The organism is Acetobacter fabarum (genome assembly GCF_040702925.2).
Classification (GTDB): Bacteria; Pseudomonadota; Alphaproteobacteria; order Acetobacterales; family Acetobacteraceae; genus Acetobacter; species Acetobacter fabarum_B.
The window spans coordinates 51,056-66,802 of the sequence record NZ_JBFCXX020000004.1; the positions used below are offsets into that span (position 1 = coordinate 51,056).

Genomic DNA, 15,747 nt, shown 5'->3' on the forward strand with positions numbered 1-15,747 from the left:
GGCGGACGTTCAGCGTTTCCATCTAGAGCATATCGGCGCTGGCTGGTAGGTACCACACAGAATGTAATGAACAATTCCAGAAGAAACGAGACCTGCGTTGAGCCTGCTTGTCATCTCCAACCTTAGCCTGCGTATGGCTGGCCGCGTTCTGCTGGACCAGGCGAGCCTTTCCATCGACCCTGGCCGCAAGGTCGGGCTGGTCGGGCGCAATGGTGCTGGCAAGTCCACCCTGCTGGCCGCCATTGCGGGGGATATTGCCCCCGATGGGGGGGAAATCCGCCTGTCCTCACGCGCGCGCATGGCCCGCGTGAAACAGGAAGCCCCAGCAGATGGCGCCAACCTGCTGGACACCGTTCTGGCGGGAGATACCGAGCGCACAGCCCTGCTGGCCGAGGCCGAACAGGCTACAGACCCCATGCGCCTTGGCGAAATACACGAACGCCTGCGCGCCATAGGGGCAGACAGCGCCCCCGCGCGGGCCGGGGCCGTGCTGGCGGGGCTGGGCTTCAGTGTTCAGGCGCAGCAGCGCCCGGTATCGGACTTTTCGGGCGGGTGGCGCATGCGTGTTTCGCTGGCCACGGCCCTTTTTCTGGAACCTGACCTGCTGCTGCTCGACGAACCCACAAACCATCTGGACCTTGAGGCCACACTCTGGCTGGAGGACTGGTTGCGCCGATTCGCAGGAGCGGCACTGATTGTCAGCCATGACCGTGGCCTGCTCGATTCCTGCGTGGACGCCATTGCCCATCTGGAACGCGGCAAGCTGAGCCTGACCCCCGGCGGCTACGAAAACTTTGTCCGAATCCGTACCGAACAGGCGTTGCAGCAGACCCGGCAGGCCGAAAAAATTGCCGCCCGCCGCGCCCATATGCAGTCTTTTGTGGACCGCTTCCGTGCCAAGGCCACCAAGGCCAAACAGGCACAGGCCCGGCTGAAGGCGCTGGAAAAACTGCCCGTGATCGACGCGGTGGTGGAAGATACCGCCGCGCATTTTTCCTTCCCCGAGCCCGAGCAGCTCCCTCCCCCCATCCTGAGCGTCAACCGCGCGAGTGTGGGGTATGAAGGCAGGCCTGTGCTGGGCAACCTCTCCTTCCGGCTGGATATGGAAAGCCGGATTGCCCTGCTTGGCGCCAACGGCAATGGTAAATCCACCCTCGCCAAGCTGATAGCTGGCCGCCTTGACGCGCTTTCAGGCGATGTCGAGCGCAATGCTCGGCTCCGGGTTGGGTATTTTGCCCAGCACCAGACAGAAGAACTGCATCTGGAGCAGACCCCGATCGAGCACATGGCGCGTGCCCTACCCAAAGCCACCATGCCGGTTGTACGCGCGCAGCTAGCCCGTTTCGGGCTGGATGTGGACCGGGCGGAAACCGCGGTCAAAGACCTCTCAGGCGGAGAAAAAGCCCGCCTGCTGCTGGCCCTTGCCACGCGAGATGCCCCCCAGCTGCTTATTCTGGACGAACCCACCAACCATCTGGACCTCGACGCGCGCGATGCGCTGATCCGCGCACTGGCGGATTTTGAAGGTGCGGTCGTGCTGATCAGCCATGACCCGCATCTGGTGGAACTGGTGGCGGACCGGCTGTGGCTGGTGGCAGATGGGCAGGTCACCCCGTTTGAAGGGGATATGGCCGAATACCGCACATGGCTGCTTGAGCGCAGCCGCGCCAGCAACCGCCCCAGACAGGACACCACAAGCCAGAACAGCCGCAAGGACGAACGCCGCGACCGGGCCGAAATCCGCAAGGCGCAGGCGCCCTTGCGTAAAATTGTCAAGGACGCGGAGGCCAAGCTGGCCAAGCTGGCCCTTGAGCGCACAAAGCTGGAAGCCGCACTGGCCGACCCGGCCCTGTACGAACCGGGCAAGGCGGCAGAAGTAACTCGCCTGAACACCCGGCTGGCCACCATTGCCAGAGAGGAATCCGAAGCAGAAGAACGCTGGCTGACCGCCGAAGCCCAGATGGAAGAGGACACGACCAGCGCCCCATAAGCGCAGTTCCGCCTCCCTGTCCCTCCCCTCCGGCTGGAGGGGCAGGTGATCTTTCAGGCCGTTATGGATGTTGTGGAGGTGGTGTAATTCACGTCGTTCTCCTCAAGCACCTTGCGGAGAGACTTAAGCGATTCAATGTTGTGCTGGACGTTGAAGACGCCGTTTTTTTCCTGATAATCCAGTAGCGAATCAATCATGGCGTACATGTTGGTTGAGCCACTCACAAGCTTTCCACCATTCACGCCTTCCAACGCAAAGCCGTCCATCAAAGCCATTGTCACACTTTGATGAAGTGAAATCTTGCCCTCCAGCGACAGCTCCCGCCGCGCGGATTCCATTTCCTGCGGTGTCATGTTGCTGAAATCCAGCCCGAGCGATTTCCTGTTCCGGCTTTGCTGGGCCATGCTCGCCGGGCTGTTCAGGATCTGGTAGGGGCTACTGACTTCCATGCTCACACACCTTCCGTATTGATCTGCTTTTTACACCTGCCCACACAGGGTTATAAATAACCAGACAGCCCGTCGAGTAAAAACCACGGCAATACCTACGGTAACGGCCCTGTGCACCCTCCGGGGCGCACAGCAGCCCTTATGCGTGCGCAAAACCTCTTGTCCGGCTTAGGCAGCCCCACCTTCTGCCAGCGCGGCTTTTCTGGCGTCCTGCGTTTCCACCCGTAGCGAGAGCAGAAAAAGCACCAGCCCCACGAGCGAGAGCGCCATACCAGCCCAGCCTGTGGCTTCCAGCCCAAACCCCACAGCCAGCACCACCCCGCCCAGCCACGCGCCAATGGCGTTGGCAAGGTTGAAGGCCGCGTGGTTCATGGAGGCTGCGAGGGTCTGTGCATCGGCCGCCACATCCATCAGGCGGACCTGCATGGCCGGGCCAATGGCAATGCCACCGCCAAGCATAAAAACGGCCAGCGCCGTCAGCCAGACCGAATGCGCAACCAGCGCAAACAGGCCCAGTGCGGCGGCATTCCACAAAAACGCAAAAATGGTTGCCCATTTCAGGTTCCTGTCCATCAGATGGCCGCCAGCCCATGCGCCCGTACACATGCCGACACCCCACAGCGCCTGAAAAAGCGGCACCCCCCAGAGCGGCACATGGGTAACATCCTGCAACGTTACGGAAAAATAGGTGTACACGCAGAACATGCCACCACACCCCACCGCCACGGTGCCCATGACGTACCAGACCTGCTTGCGCGAAAACGCACCAAGTTCCGACAGGGCCGAACGCCCCCGGTTAGGCGCATCATAGGGCACCCATGCCAGCACCATAAGGCAGCACACAACGCCAATAAGGCCGATAAACAGGTAGGACAGCCGCCACCCGAAATAGGACCCGGCATAGGTGGCAAAGGGAGCGCCGACCACATTGGCAATGGTCAGGCCCGAAAAAACACGCCCCACGGCCCGCCCGCGGTAGCCACGGTCCACCAGCCCTGCGGCAACCAGCGCCGCAACCCCCATAAAGGAACCATGCGGCAGCCCGGTTACAAAACGCGCCAGATCAAGCATACCCAGCGAGGCGGCAAGTGTGCCCAGTGCATTGGCCACGGCAAACCAGCCCATAAGCAGCACCAGCAACTGCCTGCGCGACATCTGCGCCGCCATGACCGACACAACAGGCGCTCCGACCACAACCCCCAGAGCATAGGCCGAAATAGCCTCCCCTGTGCGTGGAATACTGGCATGCATGCTGTCCGCCATCTGGGGCAGCAGCCCCATTGCCGCAAACTCTCCCGTGCCGATGGCAAACGTGCCCACCGCCAGAGCGAGAATGGCTTTGGAGGCAGCCGCCAGCCCACCGTCGTTCCCGCCAGACATGTCCGTATTATGCTCCTGTAACCATACTTAAGAAATTTCTTCTCACATTCCGCGAATGAATGGATAAGATTACACAAAAAAGTAAGACATCATGTGCTTACAGATTAACGACACGGACAGCCGTTACACAGCCTCCCCCGATCCTGAAAGAATTTTCTTGCATGCCATCTGATAGCGGTTCCTCCTCTTCGCCCATGCCACCACCGGACTCGCCTATATTTGGTCCCGAACACATTGCCCGCATTCTGCGCCTGTCCATAGGGACTGTGTGCATTGGCCTGCTCATATGGCTTTTGGGTGATGTGCTTATGGTGGTGTTTGCCTCCGTGCTGTGCGCGGTGGTGCTGTATGGGCTGGCCCGCATCCTGCGCCGCCACCTTGGCGTGTCGCACGCATGGGCGCTGACCATTGTGGTGCTGGCCCTGCTGGCGAGTGCGGCCCTGCTGGTCTGGAACAGTGGTCCCGCCATTGTCAGCGAGGTGATCCGCCTGCAAGATGCCCTGCGCCAGCAGGAAATAGCCTTGCGGGACACACTGCAGAGCACCCCCACCGGACAGATGATCCTGAACTACCTGCCCGCCTCCCTTGGGGGCCGTCATACGGGGGGCGATAGTGGTCTGGCCTCCCTTGGCTCACGGATTGCCGGGTCCATGACCGGCATACTGGGGTCCGCCTTTGGCGCCATTGGCACGCTGATTGTAGTGCTGATTGCCGGGCTGTATTTTGCCATGTCCCCCGCCACTTACGCCAACGGCCTGCTGCGACTGGTGCCGGAAGAACGTCGCCCGATCATCCGGCAACTGCTGCTGCGGGCGGGGCAGACCCTGTGGGCATGGGTTGCAGGCCAGTCGCTGGACATGCTGGTGGTTGGCACGCTCTCGGGCATCGGGCTGTGGTTTATTGGCGTGCCTCTGGCGCTGGCGCTGGGTGTGCTGGCGGGGATGTGCAATTTCATTCCCTATATTGGCGCCATCATGGGGGCCGTGCCTGCCCTGCTGCTCGCCCTTTCCCTTGGCACGCGCGAGACCATTATGGTGGCGGTGCTGTATGGCGTGATCCAGTTTTTTGAAGGCAACGTGCTTGCCCCCGTTATCCAGCGCCATGCAGTGCAGATGCCACCAGCCCTTACCGTGCTGTCCCAGACCCTGTTTGGAGCCATTCTGGGCTTTCCGGGGTTGATTTTTGCATCCCCCTTAACAGCGGTTTTACTGGCAATGCTGGATTCTCTCACAAAACCCCTAGCCGAAGCTGACCGTATATGAAACATTTCCGCACTAGCCCGTGACAAGAACATATATTTCTTGTAAGAATTTGGTAATCCGTTTGGGTAATTGAGGTCTGTCTATGCGTGTTCTTCTAATAGAAGATGATCAAACGGTCCGTAACTTTGTTGCCAAGGGCCTCTCTGAAGCCGGTCATCTGGTGGAACAGGCGGCAGACGGCAAGCAGGGCCTTGCCCTTGCCTGCCAGGATAAGTTCGATGTCATCATTCTCGACCGTATGCTTCCCGGTGGGGTAGAGGGGCTCCATATTCTTGAAACCCTGCGCCGCGAAGGCAACCTGACCCCCGTCCTCCTGCTGTCTGCTCTGGCGGATGTGGACGAAAAAGTAGCCGGGCTTAAAGCAGGTGGGGATGACTACGTCAGCAAGCCCTTTTCTTTTTCCGAGCTACAGGCCCGGCTGGAAGCCCTTGTGCGCCGCAACCGCAACGAGGCCCAGCCCCTGACCAAGCTGAGTGTGGCTGATCTGGAAATAGATCTGCTCTCCCGCGCTGTCCGCAGGGGTGGGCAGAAAATAGACCTGCAACCGCGCGAATTCCGGCTGCTGGAATTTTTAATGCGCCATACCGGACAGGTCGTCACCCGCACCATGCTGCTGGAAGGCGTATGGGACTACCATTTTGATCCGCAGACCAATGTGATTGACGTCCATATCTCCCGCCTGCGCCAGAAAATAGATAAACCGTTTGAGCATGCTCTGGTGCATACGGTGCGCAACGCCGGATACATGCTGCAGGAATGACCGGACCAGCACGATTTATGCAGACCATTTTACGCAAGGTCCGCATACAATCCGTCAGCCTGCGTTTTGGTCTTGTCTACAGCGTTCTGTTTATCAGTTCCGCCATCCTGTTCCTGTCATTTGTATGGTGGGGCACCATTGGCCTGCTGGAGCAGCGCGTGCGCCACTCCATAGCGCTTGATGCCCACGCCCTGCTGACGGAATGGCGGCATGACGGTATTCCGGGGCTGGAAAACCTGATCAACAACCGTCTGGCGCAGGATATAGATGACAACGCCCTGTACCTGCTGAGCGCGCCGGACGGCAAACTACTGGCGGGCAATCTGGCCCACTGGCCCATACGGCTTGATGCCTCCCTGATCTGGCAGACCCTGCCTGTACTCCGCGATGGGCAACTCAACCTTGCGCAGGTCCGGGTCTGGACCCTGCAAGGCAATTACCTCCTGCTGATCGGACGCGATATTAGTGAGCGCACCCAGATCCAGCGGATGCTCACGGACGCCATGCTCTGGACATGCCTTATGGTCGGGCTGCTGGCCGTTGGCGGGGGCTGGGTTGTACGCGTCCTGTTCCGGCGGATCATCCATTCCATCAACCGCACAACTCTGGCCATTACGCGGGGCGACATGTCCCGCCGCATTCCCGTATCGGGCATGGGGGACGAGCTGGACGATGTGGCCCTGACCATCAACCAGATGCTCGACCGCATTACCCGGCTTATGGATGGGGTCAAACAGGTTTCCAACTCCATTGCGCATGATCTGCGCACCCCCATTGCCCGCGCCCGCGCGGAACTGGAAGATGCCTCCCGCTCCGCCACGAACGAACTGGCCCTGCGCGCCGCCATTGATCAGGCCGCGGTCAATCTGGATAAGGTGACTGGCATTTGCGAAGCCCTGCTGCGCATTGCCCAGATTGAGGCTGGCACCCGCCGCTCGGCCTTTGCCATATTCGATCTGGCCACCACCTTGCGGGACATTACGGAATTATATGAAGCCGTGGCAGATGAGCATGGCCTCAGGCTACAGAGGAATTTCCCCCTCCACCTGCCATTCAGGGGAGATCAGGCCATGTTCCAGCAGGCTTTGGCCAATATTCTGGACAACGCCATCAAATTCTCTCCCCCGCAAGGCACCATAAACCTGAGCGCACGGTACATTCCCGCCGATTCCCCAGCCGAACATGCACAGACAGGCACCATCCGCATTATGGTTGTGGACAGCGGGATTGGTATGAATGACGCGGATCTCGCCCGCGCATCGGAACGCTTTTTCCGGGCCGAGCGGGCACGCCATACCCCCGGTTCGGGGCTGGGGCTGGCCCTTGTGCAGGCTATTGTGGAACTGCATGGTGGCACATTGCGCTTGTCGCACAACAATCCCGGCCTTGCGGTGACTATAGATGTGCCCGCGATATATGATTACCCTACCCAACTTTAAACTATACGTAATATTACAATGATGTCCTAAATCTATTAACGTTAATAGATCGTTTTTGGAGGATAGTTTTGTTGAAATAACATGCAATTACGTCTCTTAGTATTCCATGAAGTTCCGCTCACCCCTTCTTCTGGCTCTGGCGTGCGTTATCACGGGTGGTTCCGTCACACTTGTTAGTCAGACGCACCTGCCAACATCTGTGCTTTTTGGCTGGGACCTGTTTCCCTCCCCCGGATTATCCTCCCCTATTGTCGTCACATCAGACAGCCTTTCCTTCTGCCTTGAACTTGCCCATTTGATAGATTCATATGCAGCGACAAAAACCTCTGTCTCCATCTCCATCTCCAGATTGGAAACGGAAGGCATGAATCTTTGCCAAAAAGGGCATGTCCGCCCTGGACTGGTGCGGTTGCGCCGCGCCTTACTGAACGCTGAAGGAGCACCATCGTGACTCTCCTCCCATCTTTCAAGCCCATGGGTTTTCTGGCTCTGGCTTCGGGCGTGGCTGTTCTGGCCCATACGCTTCCTGCCCATGCTCAGGATAATACCGAGCCTTATACCCGGCTGGAAATCCATGCCACAGGCACAACAGAGGCCGCACCAGACAAGCTGAGTGCGCGCTTCAGGGCGGAAAGCCAGAACAGGAATGCGGCCTCCGCGCAGGGGGATGTGAATGCCGTGGTTAAAAAAGCCACGGATGAAGCAGCCAGAAATACCGACATCAAAACCGCGGTGCTTCAGTATTCCGTTTACGAGACACAGCCCGAAAAAGCCCGCCCTTACTGGACCGCCAGCCAGACCCTGAGCCTTTCCGCCACGGATGGAAAAAGCCTTTTACCACTGGCCGGACAGTTGCAGGCTCAGGGGCTTATTCTGGAAGGGCTGGAGTGGTCACTCTCGGACGAAAAGCGCCAGAGCCTGTTTCTGGACGCCGAGAAAAAAGCCATAACGGAACTGAAAAAACAGGCCGATACGCTCGCCCAATCCCTTGGCCTCCGCGTTGCCCGGTTTGTGCAGATTAGTGTATCTGATCAGGAATACCCCCGCCCCATGCCGATCATGCTCCGTGCCGCCGTTGCAGGTGTTGCGAACGATGCCGCTGGCGCCAGCCCTTCCAGTACGGCAGAAGCCCAGACTGTACGCGCCGATCTGCGGGCAACCGTGCTGCTGGAGCCCTGAAGCACTGCTTTGAGGGCGGGTGCATGACACAGTCAGCCCTGCCCCCCTTAACCCGGTCAGATCAATCCCAACGGAATGGTCAGCGCATAAAAAAAACCGCCCGGAGTTCAGCCCCGGGCGGTTTTTTATCGCCAGTCCAGACAGAGAAGGGCCTAGCGTGGTGCCAGCACCATAATCATCTGGCGGTTTTCAAGGCGGGGCATCTGCTCCACCTTGGCCAGTTCATCAATTTCTGTCCGAATCCGTTCCAGAACCTTGATCCCCAGTTCCTGATGCGCCATTTCGCGCCCACGGAAACGCAGTGTGACCTTGACCTTATCCCCGTCGCCAATAAAGCTTTTCACAGAGCGCATCTTAACCTGGTAGTCATTTTCGTCGATGTTCGGACGAACCTTGACTTCCTTGATTTCAATAACTTTCTGTTTTTTCTTGGCTTCGTTGCGCTTTTTCTGCTGCTCGTACTTGAACTTGCCGTAGTCGAGAATCTTTACAACCGGCGGCTCAGCATTGGGGCTTATTTCCAGCAGGTCCAGCCCAACGCCATAGGCACGGGCAAGCGCATCACGCACGGACATAACGCCCGCCATTTCGCCTGTTTCATCAATCAGGCGAACCTGCGGCACACGAATTTCTTCATTCACGCGCGGCCCTTCTTTGCTGGGTGCCGCGGGGTAAGGGGATCTGACTATGGTCGGCTCCTGTAATGCATTTCAAAAACAAACAGAAGCACCGTTACCCGGTGCTCCGCCTGCTGTTAGTATGTGCGCAATTCTCCGCTGTTTATCAAGCGGTCCGTGCAATAAATCGGGGGCATTGCAGCATTGCCACAAAAACCCGCCCTGCTTCACGCCTTTTTGCGCAGATCGGGAGGGGTGGCTTCGTGGCTGAGTGCGGCAATGGCCTGATCCAGCGTGAGCACCTCCTGCGCCTGCGAGCCAAGACGGCGCATAGCCACAGTGCCTTCCTCCGCCTCGCGCCGCCCAACGACCAGAATAACCGGCACGCGGCCTACGCTATGCTCGCGGACCTTGGCGTTGATCTTATCATTACGGACATCCGCCTCGGCCACCAGCCCGGCATTACGCAGGGCTGCGGCAACGTCCTGCGCATAGGGTGCGGCATCGCTGACAATGGAGGCCACAACCACCTGAACAGGCGCCAGCCACAGCGGGAAGCGCCCAGCGTGCTGCTCGATCAGAATCCCGAGGAACCGCTCGAACGAGCCCAGAATGGCGCGGTGCAGCATAACGGGACGGTGCTTGGCCGAGTCCTCGCCCACATAGCTGGCATCCAGCCGTTCGGGCAGAACAAGGTCCACCTGCAAGGTGCCACACTGCCAGTCACGGCCAATGGCGTCACGCAGCACGAATTCGAGCTTGGGACCGTAGAATGCTCCCTCACCCGGGTTATATTCGTACTCGACCCCGGCAACGGCGCAGGCTTCCTTGAGTGCGGCTTCGGCCTTGTCCCACACCGCTTCGCTGCCTGCGCGCTGTTCGGGGCGGTCAGCAAACTTGACGCGTACGTGCTCAAACCCGAGATCCTGATACACTTCGTGCAGCATCTTCACAAACTGCACGGTCTCGGCCGCAATCTGGTCCTCGGTGCAGAAAATATGCGCATCATCCTGCGTAAAGCCACGCACACGCATCAGACCATGCAGTGCGCCCGAGGGTTCGTACCGGTGGCAGGCCCCAAACTCGGCCATGCGGAGCGGCAGTTCACGGTAGGAACGCAGCCCGTGGCGGAAAATCTGCACATGGCATGGGCAGTTCATGGGTTTGAGGGCGAGGGTTTTATCTTCATCCTCCACCGTGGCGACAAACATGTGGTGGCGGTATTTGTCCCAGTGGCCCGATGCCTCCCACAGGCCACGGTCCACAAGCTGGGGGGTGCGCACTTCCTGATATCCGTGGCGGGTCTGTGCGCGGCGCATGTAGTCCTGCAACACGGAATAAACACGCCAACCCTTGGCGTGCCAGAAGACCTGACCCACCGCTTCTTCCTGAAAGTGGAACAGACCCATCTCCCGCCCGATGCGGCGGTGGTCACGCTTTTCGGCTTCTTCAAGCTGGAGCAGGTAGGCGTCGAGTTCCTTCTGGTCGCGCCATGCGGTGCCGTACACGCGGGTCAGCATGGGGTTGCGGTGGTCCCCACGCCAGTAAGCACCGGCGACCTTCATCAGCTTGAAGGCGGTTCCCACATCCCTGGTCGTGCGCAGGTGCGGGCCACGGCACAGGTCCAGCCACTGGCCCTGCCGGTAGATGGAAATATCTTCCGTTTCCGGCAGGTCACGGATCAGCTCGGCCTTGAACGATTCGCCGCGTTCTTCAAAAAACGCAATGGCGGCATCACGCGGCCAGACTTCGCGCTCGAAGGGCTCGGCCCGTGCCACGATTTCCTTCATCCTGGCTTCGATGGCGGCGAAGTCTTCGGGGGTAAACGGCTCGGCACGGAAAAAATCGTAATAGAACCCGTGTTCAATGGACGGGCCAATGGTCACCTGAGTGCCGGGGAACAGCTCCTGAACAGCCTCGGCCAGCACATGGGCGGCATCGTGGCGGATCAGTTCGAGCGATTCCGGGTCTTTTCTGGTAATAAAGCGGACCTTGGCATCGGCCTTTATGGTCTGACGAATATCGCTTAACTGGCCGTCCACTTCCATGGCCAAAGCGGCCTTGGCCAGTCCTGCACCAATGGACTCCGCCACCGTAGTGCCCGTAACTGGCCCGTCAAAACTGCGAACAGAACCGTCGGGCAAGGTGATAGCGGGCATGGGTGCAAGCTCCAGAAGGATAGGAAGAATAAAAGCAAAGAGTGTTTAATGGCGCTACCAGAGCGCGGCTGCAACCCTCTGCACCGAAAGGACTGCAAGATCACGCGCCCATAATACGTCCACCTGCCCTGGCGCATACCCCAAAGGGGCTGTGCGCGCAGGCGTACTCTCACGCGAAAACAGGACAAGGCAGCGGCATCCAACCTCGGCGGCCAGATGCATGGGGCCTGTATCGTTCCCCACCGCCCCCCATGCCCGCGCGGCAAGGCCCGCCAGATCGGGCAGGCTGGTCTGGCCGGTCAGGTCCAGCGCCTGCGGGCAGTGCCGCAGGATCTGTGCTGCCAGAGGCTGCTCCGCGGCACTGCCGACCACAACGGGAGTTATGCCATGCGCCACCATCTGGACCGCCAACTGACCATAATGCCCGGCGGGCCATCGTTTGGCGGGACGATGGGGGGCCGCACCGGGCACCAGCAGGGCATAGGGCTGGGGCAGGTGCGGCCCGCCGCCCACCAGCCAGCCAAGGTCGGGCCGGTCCACCGGGGTAACGCCCGCCATGCGCAACTGGTCACGCTGGCGGGGACGTGTGTGCATGATGTTCCGCCACGGGTTGGCGTGGGGCAAGGCAGCGCGCCCCCCATGCCCGGACCACACCGGCCGCCCCGCCAGCCAGAAATACCGCGCCGTGCGCCCCGATGTCTGCAAATCGTAAACCCGGTCATACCCACGCAACTGCCGCCTTAAGGTGCGCAGCCCGGCAAGGTCGGTCCAGCGGGGACGATGGTCCACCTCCACATGGTCAAACCATGGGGCAAGCCGGGCCAGTTCCACAAAGGGGCGGGTTGTCAGCAGGGTTATGCTGGCGTTGGGGTGCGCGCGCCTTATGGACTCGAACGGACCAAAACTCTGCACAAAATCCCCCAGCGCGCTCAACCGGATAACCAGAATACGCTGCGGGTCCAGCCCCGGCTCTCCGCTCATGGAGAATCGGGGTCTGCCGCCATCACGGCCAGATCCTGACGGGCCATGTCAGCCTCGTGGCTGTCGGGGGAGAGGTCCAGCACCTTCTGCCAGTCCTGCTGGGCGCCGGTGGCATCGCCCTTGCGCTCGCGGATAATCCCGCGCTCCAGCAGGGCGGCGGCACTGTCTGGCGCCACAGCCAGAGCATGGGCAACATGCTGCATGGCAAGGTCAAGCCGCCCCATCTTGCGCTCGGCCTCGGCCAGCAGAACATAGGCTTCGGGTCTGGCGCCGGGCTGATGGGCTATGAGGGCCGTGAGTTCCTGCTCCGCCAGATCGGCCCGGTTCTGGGCCAGCACGCTACGCGCCCGGGCAATTTGCAGGGACTGGTTATGGGGCTGGGCAAGCAGCCCGAAATCCGCGCTGGCCTGCGCCTTGCCCGGCACTCCGGCGGCCAGCCATGCCTCGGCGGCCTCATCCTCCAGAGTTGCACGCAGGACTGGCGGGGGCACATCCCCTTTGGGCGCGGTCTGGTGGGCCAGTTCATCCAGTTCGCGTGCGGACTGATCCTCATCTCCCGCTTCAAGCAGGGCCAGAGCGTGGCAGTGCCGGGCATCACGCCCGCCCCCGTGGTGCTGCCAGTCCAGTGCGTAGTCCCGTGCGCCGTAAGGGTCATCACCGATCATGGCCATGCAGGTGGTCACGGACCAGACCTGCTTTTTATCCCCCGACGCCTGCTGCGTGCGGGCCTGTGCGACATCTTCAAACGAAGATGCTCCCGCCAGAACAACAGCGCCAGCCAGCATGCAGGGCAGGGACCGACGCGCAGAGAAAACTGCTTTCATAGATCATCCATAGCAAACTCAGGCCCATACCGGTCAAGCGCTGACCCTGATATGGTCAGAATATGGCACGTTTACCCCTGTGCGTGATAATAGGAGTACCATGGCCAGTTCTCTAAGCTCTCCTGTTATTTTGCAAATTCTTCCTGCCCTGCAGCAGGGGGGGGTTGAACGCGGCACTCTGGAAATGGCGCAGGCCATTACTCAGGCCGGGGGCAAGGCCCTTGTCGCCAGCAGCGGGGGCCGCCTTGTGCCCATGCTGCGGAGTCTGGGGGCGGAGCATATTACCCTCCCCGAATGTGGCAGCCGCAACCCCGCACATATCTGGCAGAATGCCCGTATGCTGGCCCGCATACTGGACCAGCACAATGTGGCTCTGGTGCATGCCCGCTCCCGCATTCCCGCCTGGACAGCCAGAATGGCGTGCAGGCGCTCCCGCACCGCGTTTGTCACCACATGGCATGGCGTCCATGCCAACACCATACCGGGCAAAAAGCTGTATAACTCCGTACTGGCCAGCGGGGACCGGGTTATCGCCATAAGCGCGCATATCGGGCGGATGCTTCACAAGGACTACAATGTGCCCACCACCCGCCTGCGGGTTATTCCGCGCGGGGCGGATATCGCCCAGTTCAGCCCCCATGCGGTCAGCGGGCAGCGCATGCATCAGCTTGCCGAGCAATGGGCCGTTCCCGCGGGTTCGACCATTATTCTCATGCCCGGCAGGCTTACCAGCTGGAAAGGGCAGGCCCTTGTGCTGCAGGCACTGGCTCAGCTGGAAGCCGGGCTGCCCGACCAGCCATGGCACTGCGTGTTTGCCGGGTCCGACAAGGCGGACGGGCGTTACGTGCAGGAACTCACCCAACTGGCCAGCAGTCTGGGACTGGACGACAGAATCCGCTTTGCCGGACACTGCGAGGACATGCCCGCCGCCATGGCGCTGTCCACCATGGTGCTTGTGCCCTCCCTCCGCCCCGAACCCTTTGGCCGTGTTGTGGTGGAAGCGCAGGCCATGTGCCGCCCGGTTATTGTCTCCCACCACGGAGCGGCGATGGAAACGGTGGAGAATGGTGTAACCGGCCTGTCCGTTCCTCCCAACAATGTGGCGGCACTGGCCGATGCCATGCTGGCCATACTCAGCGCCCCGGCCGCATCACGCGCCCATATGGGCGTGGCCGCCCGGCAGGCGGTGGTGGCGCATTACACGACCGAGGCCATGCAGCACGCGACACTGGGTGTATATGACGAGCTACTGGGCACCCGGCTGGCCCCAGCCTTCCTCCACACCAAAAATGAGGCCGCCCCCTTTCAGGACCACGGTCTTGCGGGGTAAGACACACTCTTCTTTCCTCCACCCACAGGGCAGAGCATGAGTGCCGCATCCCCCTCCACGCAGCCCCTTTTTGCCCAGACGCCGCGCAGGCTGGCCTTTATGGCCGCCCCCACGCATGAGGCACGGATGGAGTTTGACCGGCTGGTAGCCCATTACGGCAACTGCCACCCTGGAGATGCGGAAATCATTGTCTGCCTGGGGGGAGACGGCTTCATGCTCGAAACCCTGCGCGTGGTGCTGGAAACACAGCTCACCGCCCCGGTATATGGCATGAACTGTGGCTCCGTTGGGTTTCTGATGAACCCGATGGACGAAGCAGACCTGCCCCACCGTCTTTTCCACGCACAGGCAGCCACCCTGCACCCGCTGCGCATGACCGCCACCACCAGCAGCAATGAAACGCACGAAGCACTCGCCCTGAATGACGTCTATCTGTTCCGCCAGACCCGTCAGGCCGCCAAGCTCCGCATAGATGTGGATGGGCTGGTCCGTGTGCCTGAACTGATCTGCGATGGCGCGTTACTGGCAACACCGGCGGGCTCCACCGCTTACAATCTTTCCGCTCACGGGCCTATTGTTCCGCTTTCGGGCAATCTGCTCCCGCTTACCCCCATATGCGCCTTTCGACCCCGCCGCTGGCGTGGCGCGCTGCTGCCCTCCACCGCCCATGTGGGCTTTACGGTCATGGAGGCCGAAAAACGGCCCGTGGCTGCTGTGGCCGATTCGATAGAAGTGCGCAACGTGACCTCGGTTCAGGTGCGCGAAGACCGCAACCTGACTGTCACCTTGCTGTTTGATCCGGGGCAGACACTCTCCGAACGTATTGCAGAAGAGCAGTTTTCCGCATGACGGCGCATCTTTCTGCCCCACCTCGCCAGAATACCCCGTTTTATCTCTCCCACCTTCTGGGCTAGTCTGCACTGCAATGAAAAAAATGTTCTCCCTTCCGTGCCGCCTTTCCCTGCTCTGCGCCGCAGGGCTGGTCGGAGCGGGCACGGCCCATGCCCAGATCACGACCAACGCGCGGGCGCTCGACAGTCTGGCAGATACACAGCCCCCCGCGGCTTCCAGAACAGCCACCCCGCAGGCAAGGCAGAACACACCCACGCACCCGCGCGCCCAGCATCATATCGCCCCCCGGCCCATACAGCCGCCGCAGGTGCACACCCCCACGCCCCAAACCACCCAGCCAGCCGCCACGGCAAGTACCACCGCTACCCGAACCACGCCACCCGCAGCACCAGCAGGGCAGAACACGCCGCCATTGCAGGCGCCAGTGGTCACACCCGGCACGACCCAGCCTGCTCCTGCTCCTGCTCCTGCTCCTGCTCCTGCTCCTGCTCCTGCTCCTGCTCCTGCTCCTGCTCCTGCTCCTGC

13 protein-coding genes and 1 pseudogene are annotated in these 15,747 nt (G+C 60.7%); 8 read left to right on the forward strand and 6 right to left on the reverse strand.

Annotation, left to right across the window (positions count from 1 at the left end):
- The first annotated feature begins 97 nt into the window (after positions 1–97).
- Complete coding sequence (locus tag AB2L51_RS04805; RefSeq protein WP_395581570.1) at positions 98–1,990, forward strand: ABC-F family ATP-binding cassette domain-containing protein; 1,893 nt, start codon at positions 98–100, stop codon at positions 1,988–1,990.
- 53 nt (positions 1,991–2,043) lie between these two features.
- On the opposite strand, the gene AB2L51_RS04810 is transcribed toward AB2L51_RS04805, so the two are convergent.
- Both AB2L51_RS04810 and AB2L51_RS04815 read right to left on the reverse strand, forming a co-directional pair.
- The gene (locus AB2L51_RS04810) at positions 2,044–2,439 is read right to left on the reverse strand and encodes a hypothetical protein (protein ID WP_395581569.1); all 396 of its coding nucleotides are present in this window, start codon (positions 2,437–2,439) and stop codon (positions 2,044–2,046) included.
- 168 nt (positions 2,440–2,607) lie between these two features.
- Positions 2,608–3,819 carry an MFS transporter gene (locus tag AB2L51_RS04815; RefSeq protein WP_395581568.1) on the reverse strand — a complete coding sequence of 404 codons (1,212 nt, stop codon included), beginning with the start codon at positions 3,817–3,819 and terminating at the stop codon, positions 2,608–2,610.
- 161 nt (positions 3,820–3,980) lie between these two features.
- Between AB2L51_RS04815 and AB2L51_RS04820 the strand changes: the two genes are divergently transcribed.
- The 4 genes from AB2L51_RS04820 (at position 3,981) to AB2L51_RS04835 (ending at position 8,459) form a co-directional block, all read left to right on the forward strand.
- Entirely contained in the window at positions 3,981–5,081 is a 1,101-nt protein-coding gene (locus AB2L51_RS04820; protein ID WP_395581567.1) for an AI-2E family transporter, read from the forward strand.
- 82 nt (positions 5,082–5,163) lie between these two features.
- A complete protein-coding gene (locus AB2L51_RS04825) occupies positions 5,164–5,841 on the forward strand; it encodes a winged helix-turn-helix domain-containing protein (protein WP_395581566.1) in 678 nt (225 codons plus the stop codon).
- A 17-nt stretch (positions 5,842–5,858) separates the two neighbouring features.
- Complete coding sequence (locus tag AB2L51_RS04830) at positions 5,859–7,280, forward strand: sensor histidine kinase (protein WP_395581565.1); 1,422 nt, start codon at positions 5,859–5,861, stop codon at positions 7,278–7,280.
- Positions 7,281–7,727: 447 nt separating this feature from the next.
- Positions 7,728–8,459, forward strand: a complete 732-nt coding sequence (locus tag AB2L51_RS04835) for an SIMPL domain-containing protein (protein ID WP_395581564.1) — start codon at positions 7,728–7,730, stop codon at positions 8,457–8,459.
- 152 nt (positions 8,460–8,611) lie between these two features.
- Here the strand turns inward: AB2L51_RS04835 and infC are convergent, their stop codons facing one another.
- The 4 genes from infC to AB2L51_RS04855 form a co-directional block, all read right to left on the reverse strand.
- Complete coding sequence (gene infC / locus AB2L51_RS04840) at positions 8,612–9,148, reverse strand: translation initiation factor IF-3 (RefSeq protein ID WP_059024330.1); 537 nt, start codon at positions 9,146–9,148, stop codon at positions 8,612–8,614.
- A 155-nt stretch (positions 9,149–9,303) separates the two neighbouring features.
- Positions 9,304–11,235 (reverse strand): threonine--tRNA ligase, encoded by a 1,932-nt coding sequence (gene thrS, locus AB2L51_RS04845; protein ID WP_395581563.1) that lies wholly within the window; start codon positions 11,233–11,235, stop codon positions 9,304–9,306.
- Between the two features lie 54 nt (positions 11,236–11,289).
- A complete protein-coding gene (locus tag AB2L51_RS04850) occupies positions 11,290–12,216 on the reverse strand; it encodes a glycosyltransferase family 9 protein (RefSeq protein WP_395581562.1) in 927 nt (308 codons plus the stop codon).
- Positions 12,213–13,040, reverse strand: coding sequence for a tetratricopeptide repeat protein (locus AB2L51_RS04855; RefSeq protein WP_395581561.1), 828 nt, complete (start codon positions 13,038–13,040; stop codon positions 12,213–12,215). The genes AB2L51_RS04850 and AB2L51_RS04855 overlap by 4 nt, the downstream gene beginning before the upstream one ends.
- A gap of 100 nt (positions 13,041–13,140) precedes the next feature.
- On the opposite strand from AB2L51_RS04855, the gene AB2L51_RS04860 reads away from it, so the two are divergent.
- The 3 genes and pseudogenes from AB2L51_RS04860 to AB2L51_RS04870 all read left to right on the forward strand — a co-directional run.
- Positions 13,141–14,370: a glycosyltransferase family 4 protein gene (locus AB2L51_RS04860; RefSeq protein WP_395581560.1), complete on the forward strand. Its 1,230-nt coding sequence runs from the start codon at positions 13,141–13,143 to the stop codon at positions 14,368–14,370.
- Between the two features lie 36 nt (positions 14,371–14,406).
- A complete protein-coding gene (locus AB2L51_RS04865) occupies positions 14,407–15,219 on the forward strand; it encodes an NAD kinase (RefSeq protein WP_395581559.1) in 813 nt (270 codons plus the stop codon).
- Between the two features lie 85 nt (positions 15,220–15,304).
- Positions 15,305–15,747, forward strand: a pseudogene (locus tag AB2L51_RS04870) (hypothetical protein); the annotation flags it as partial.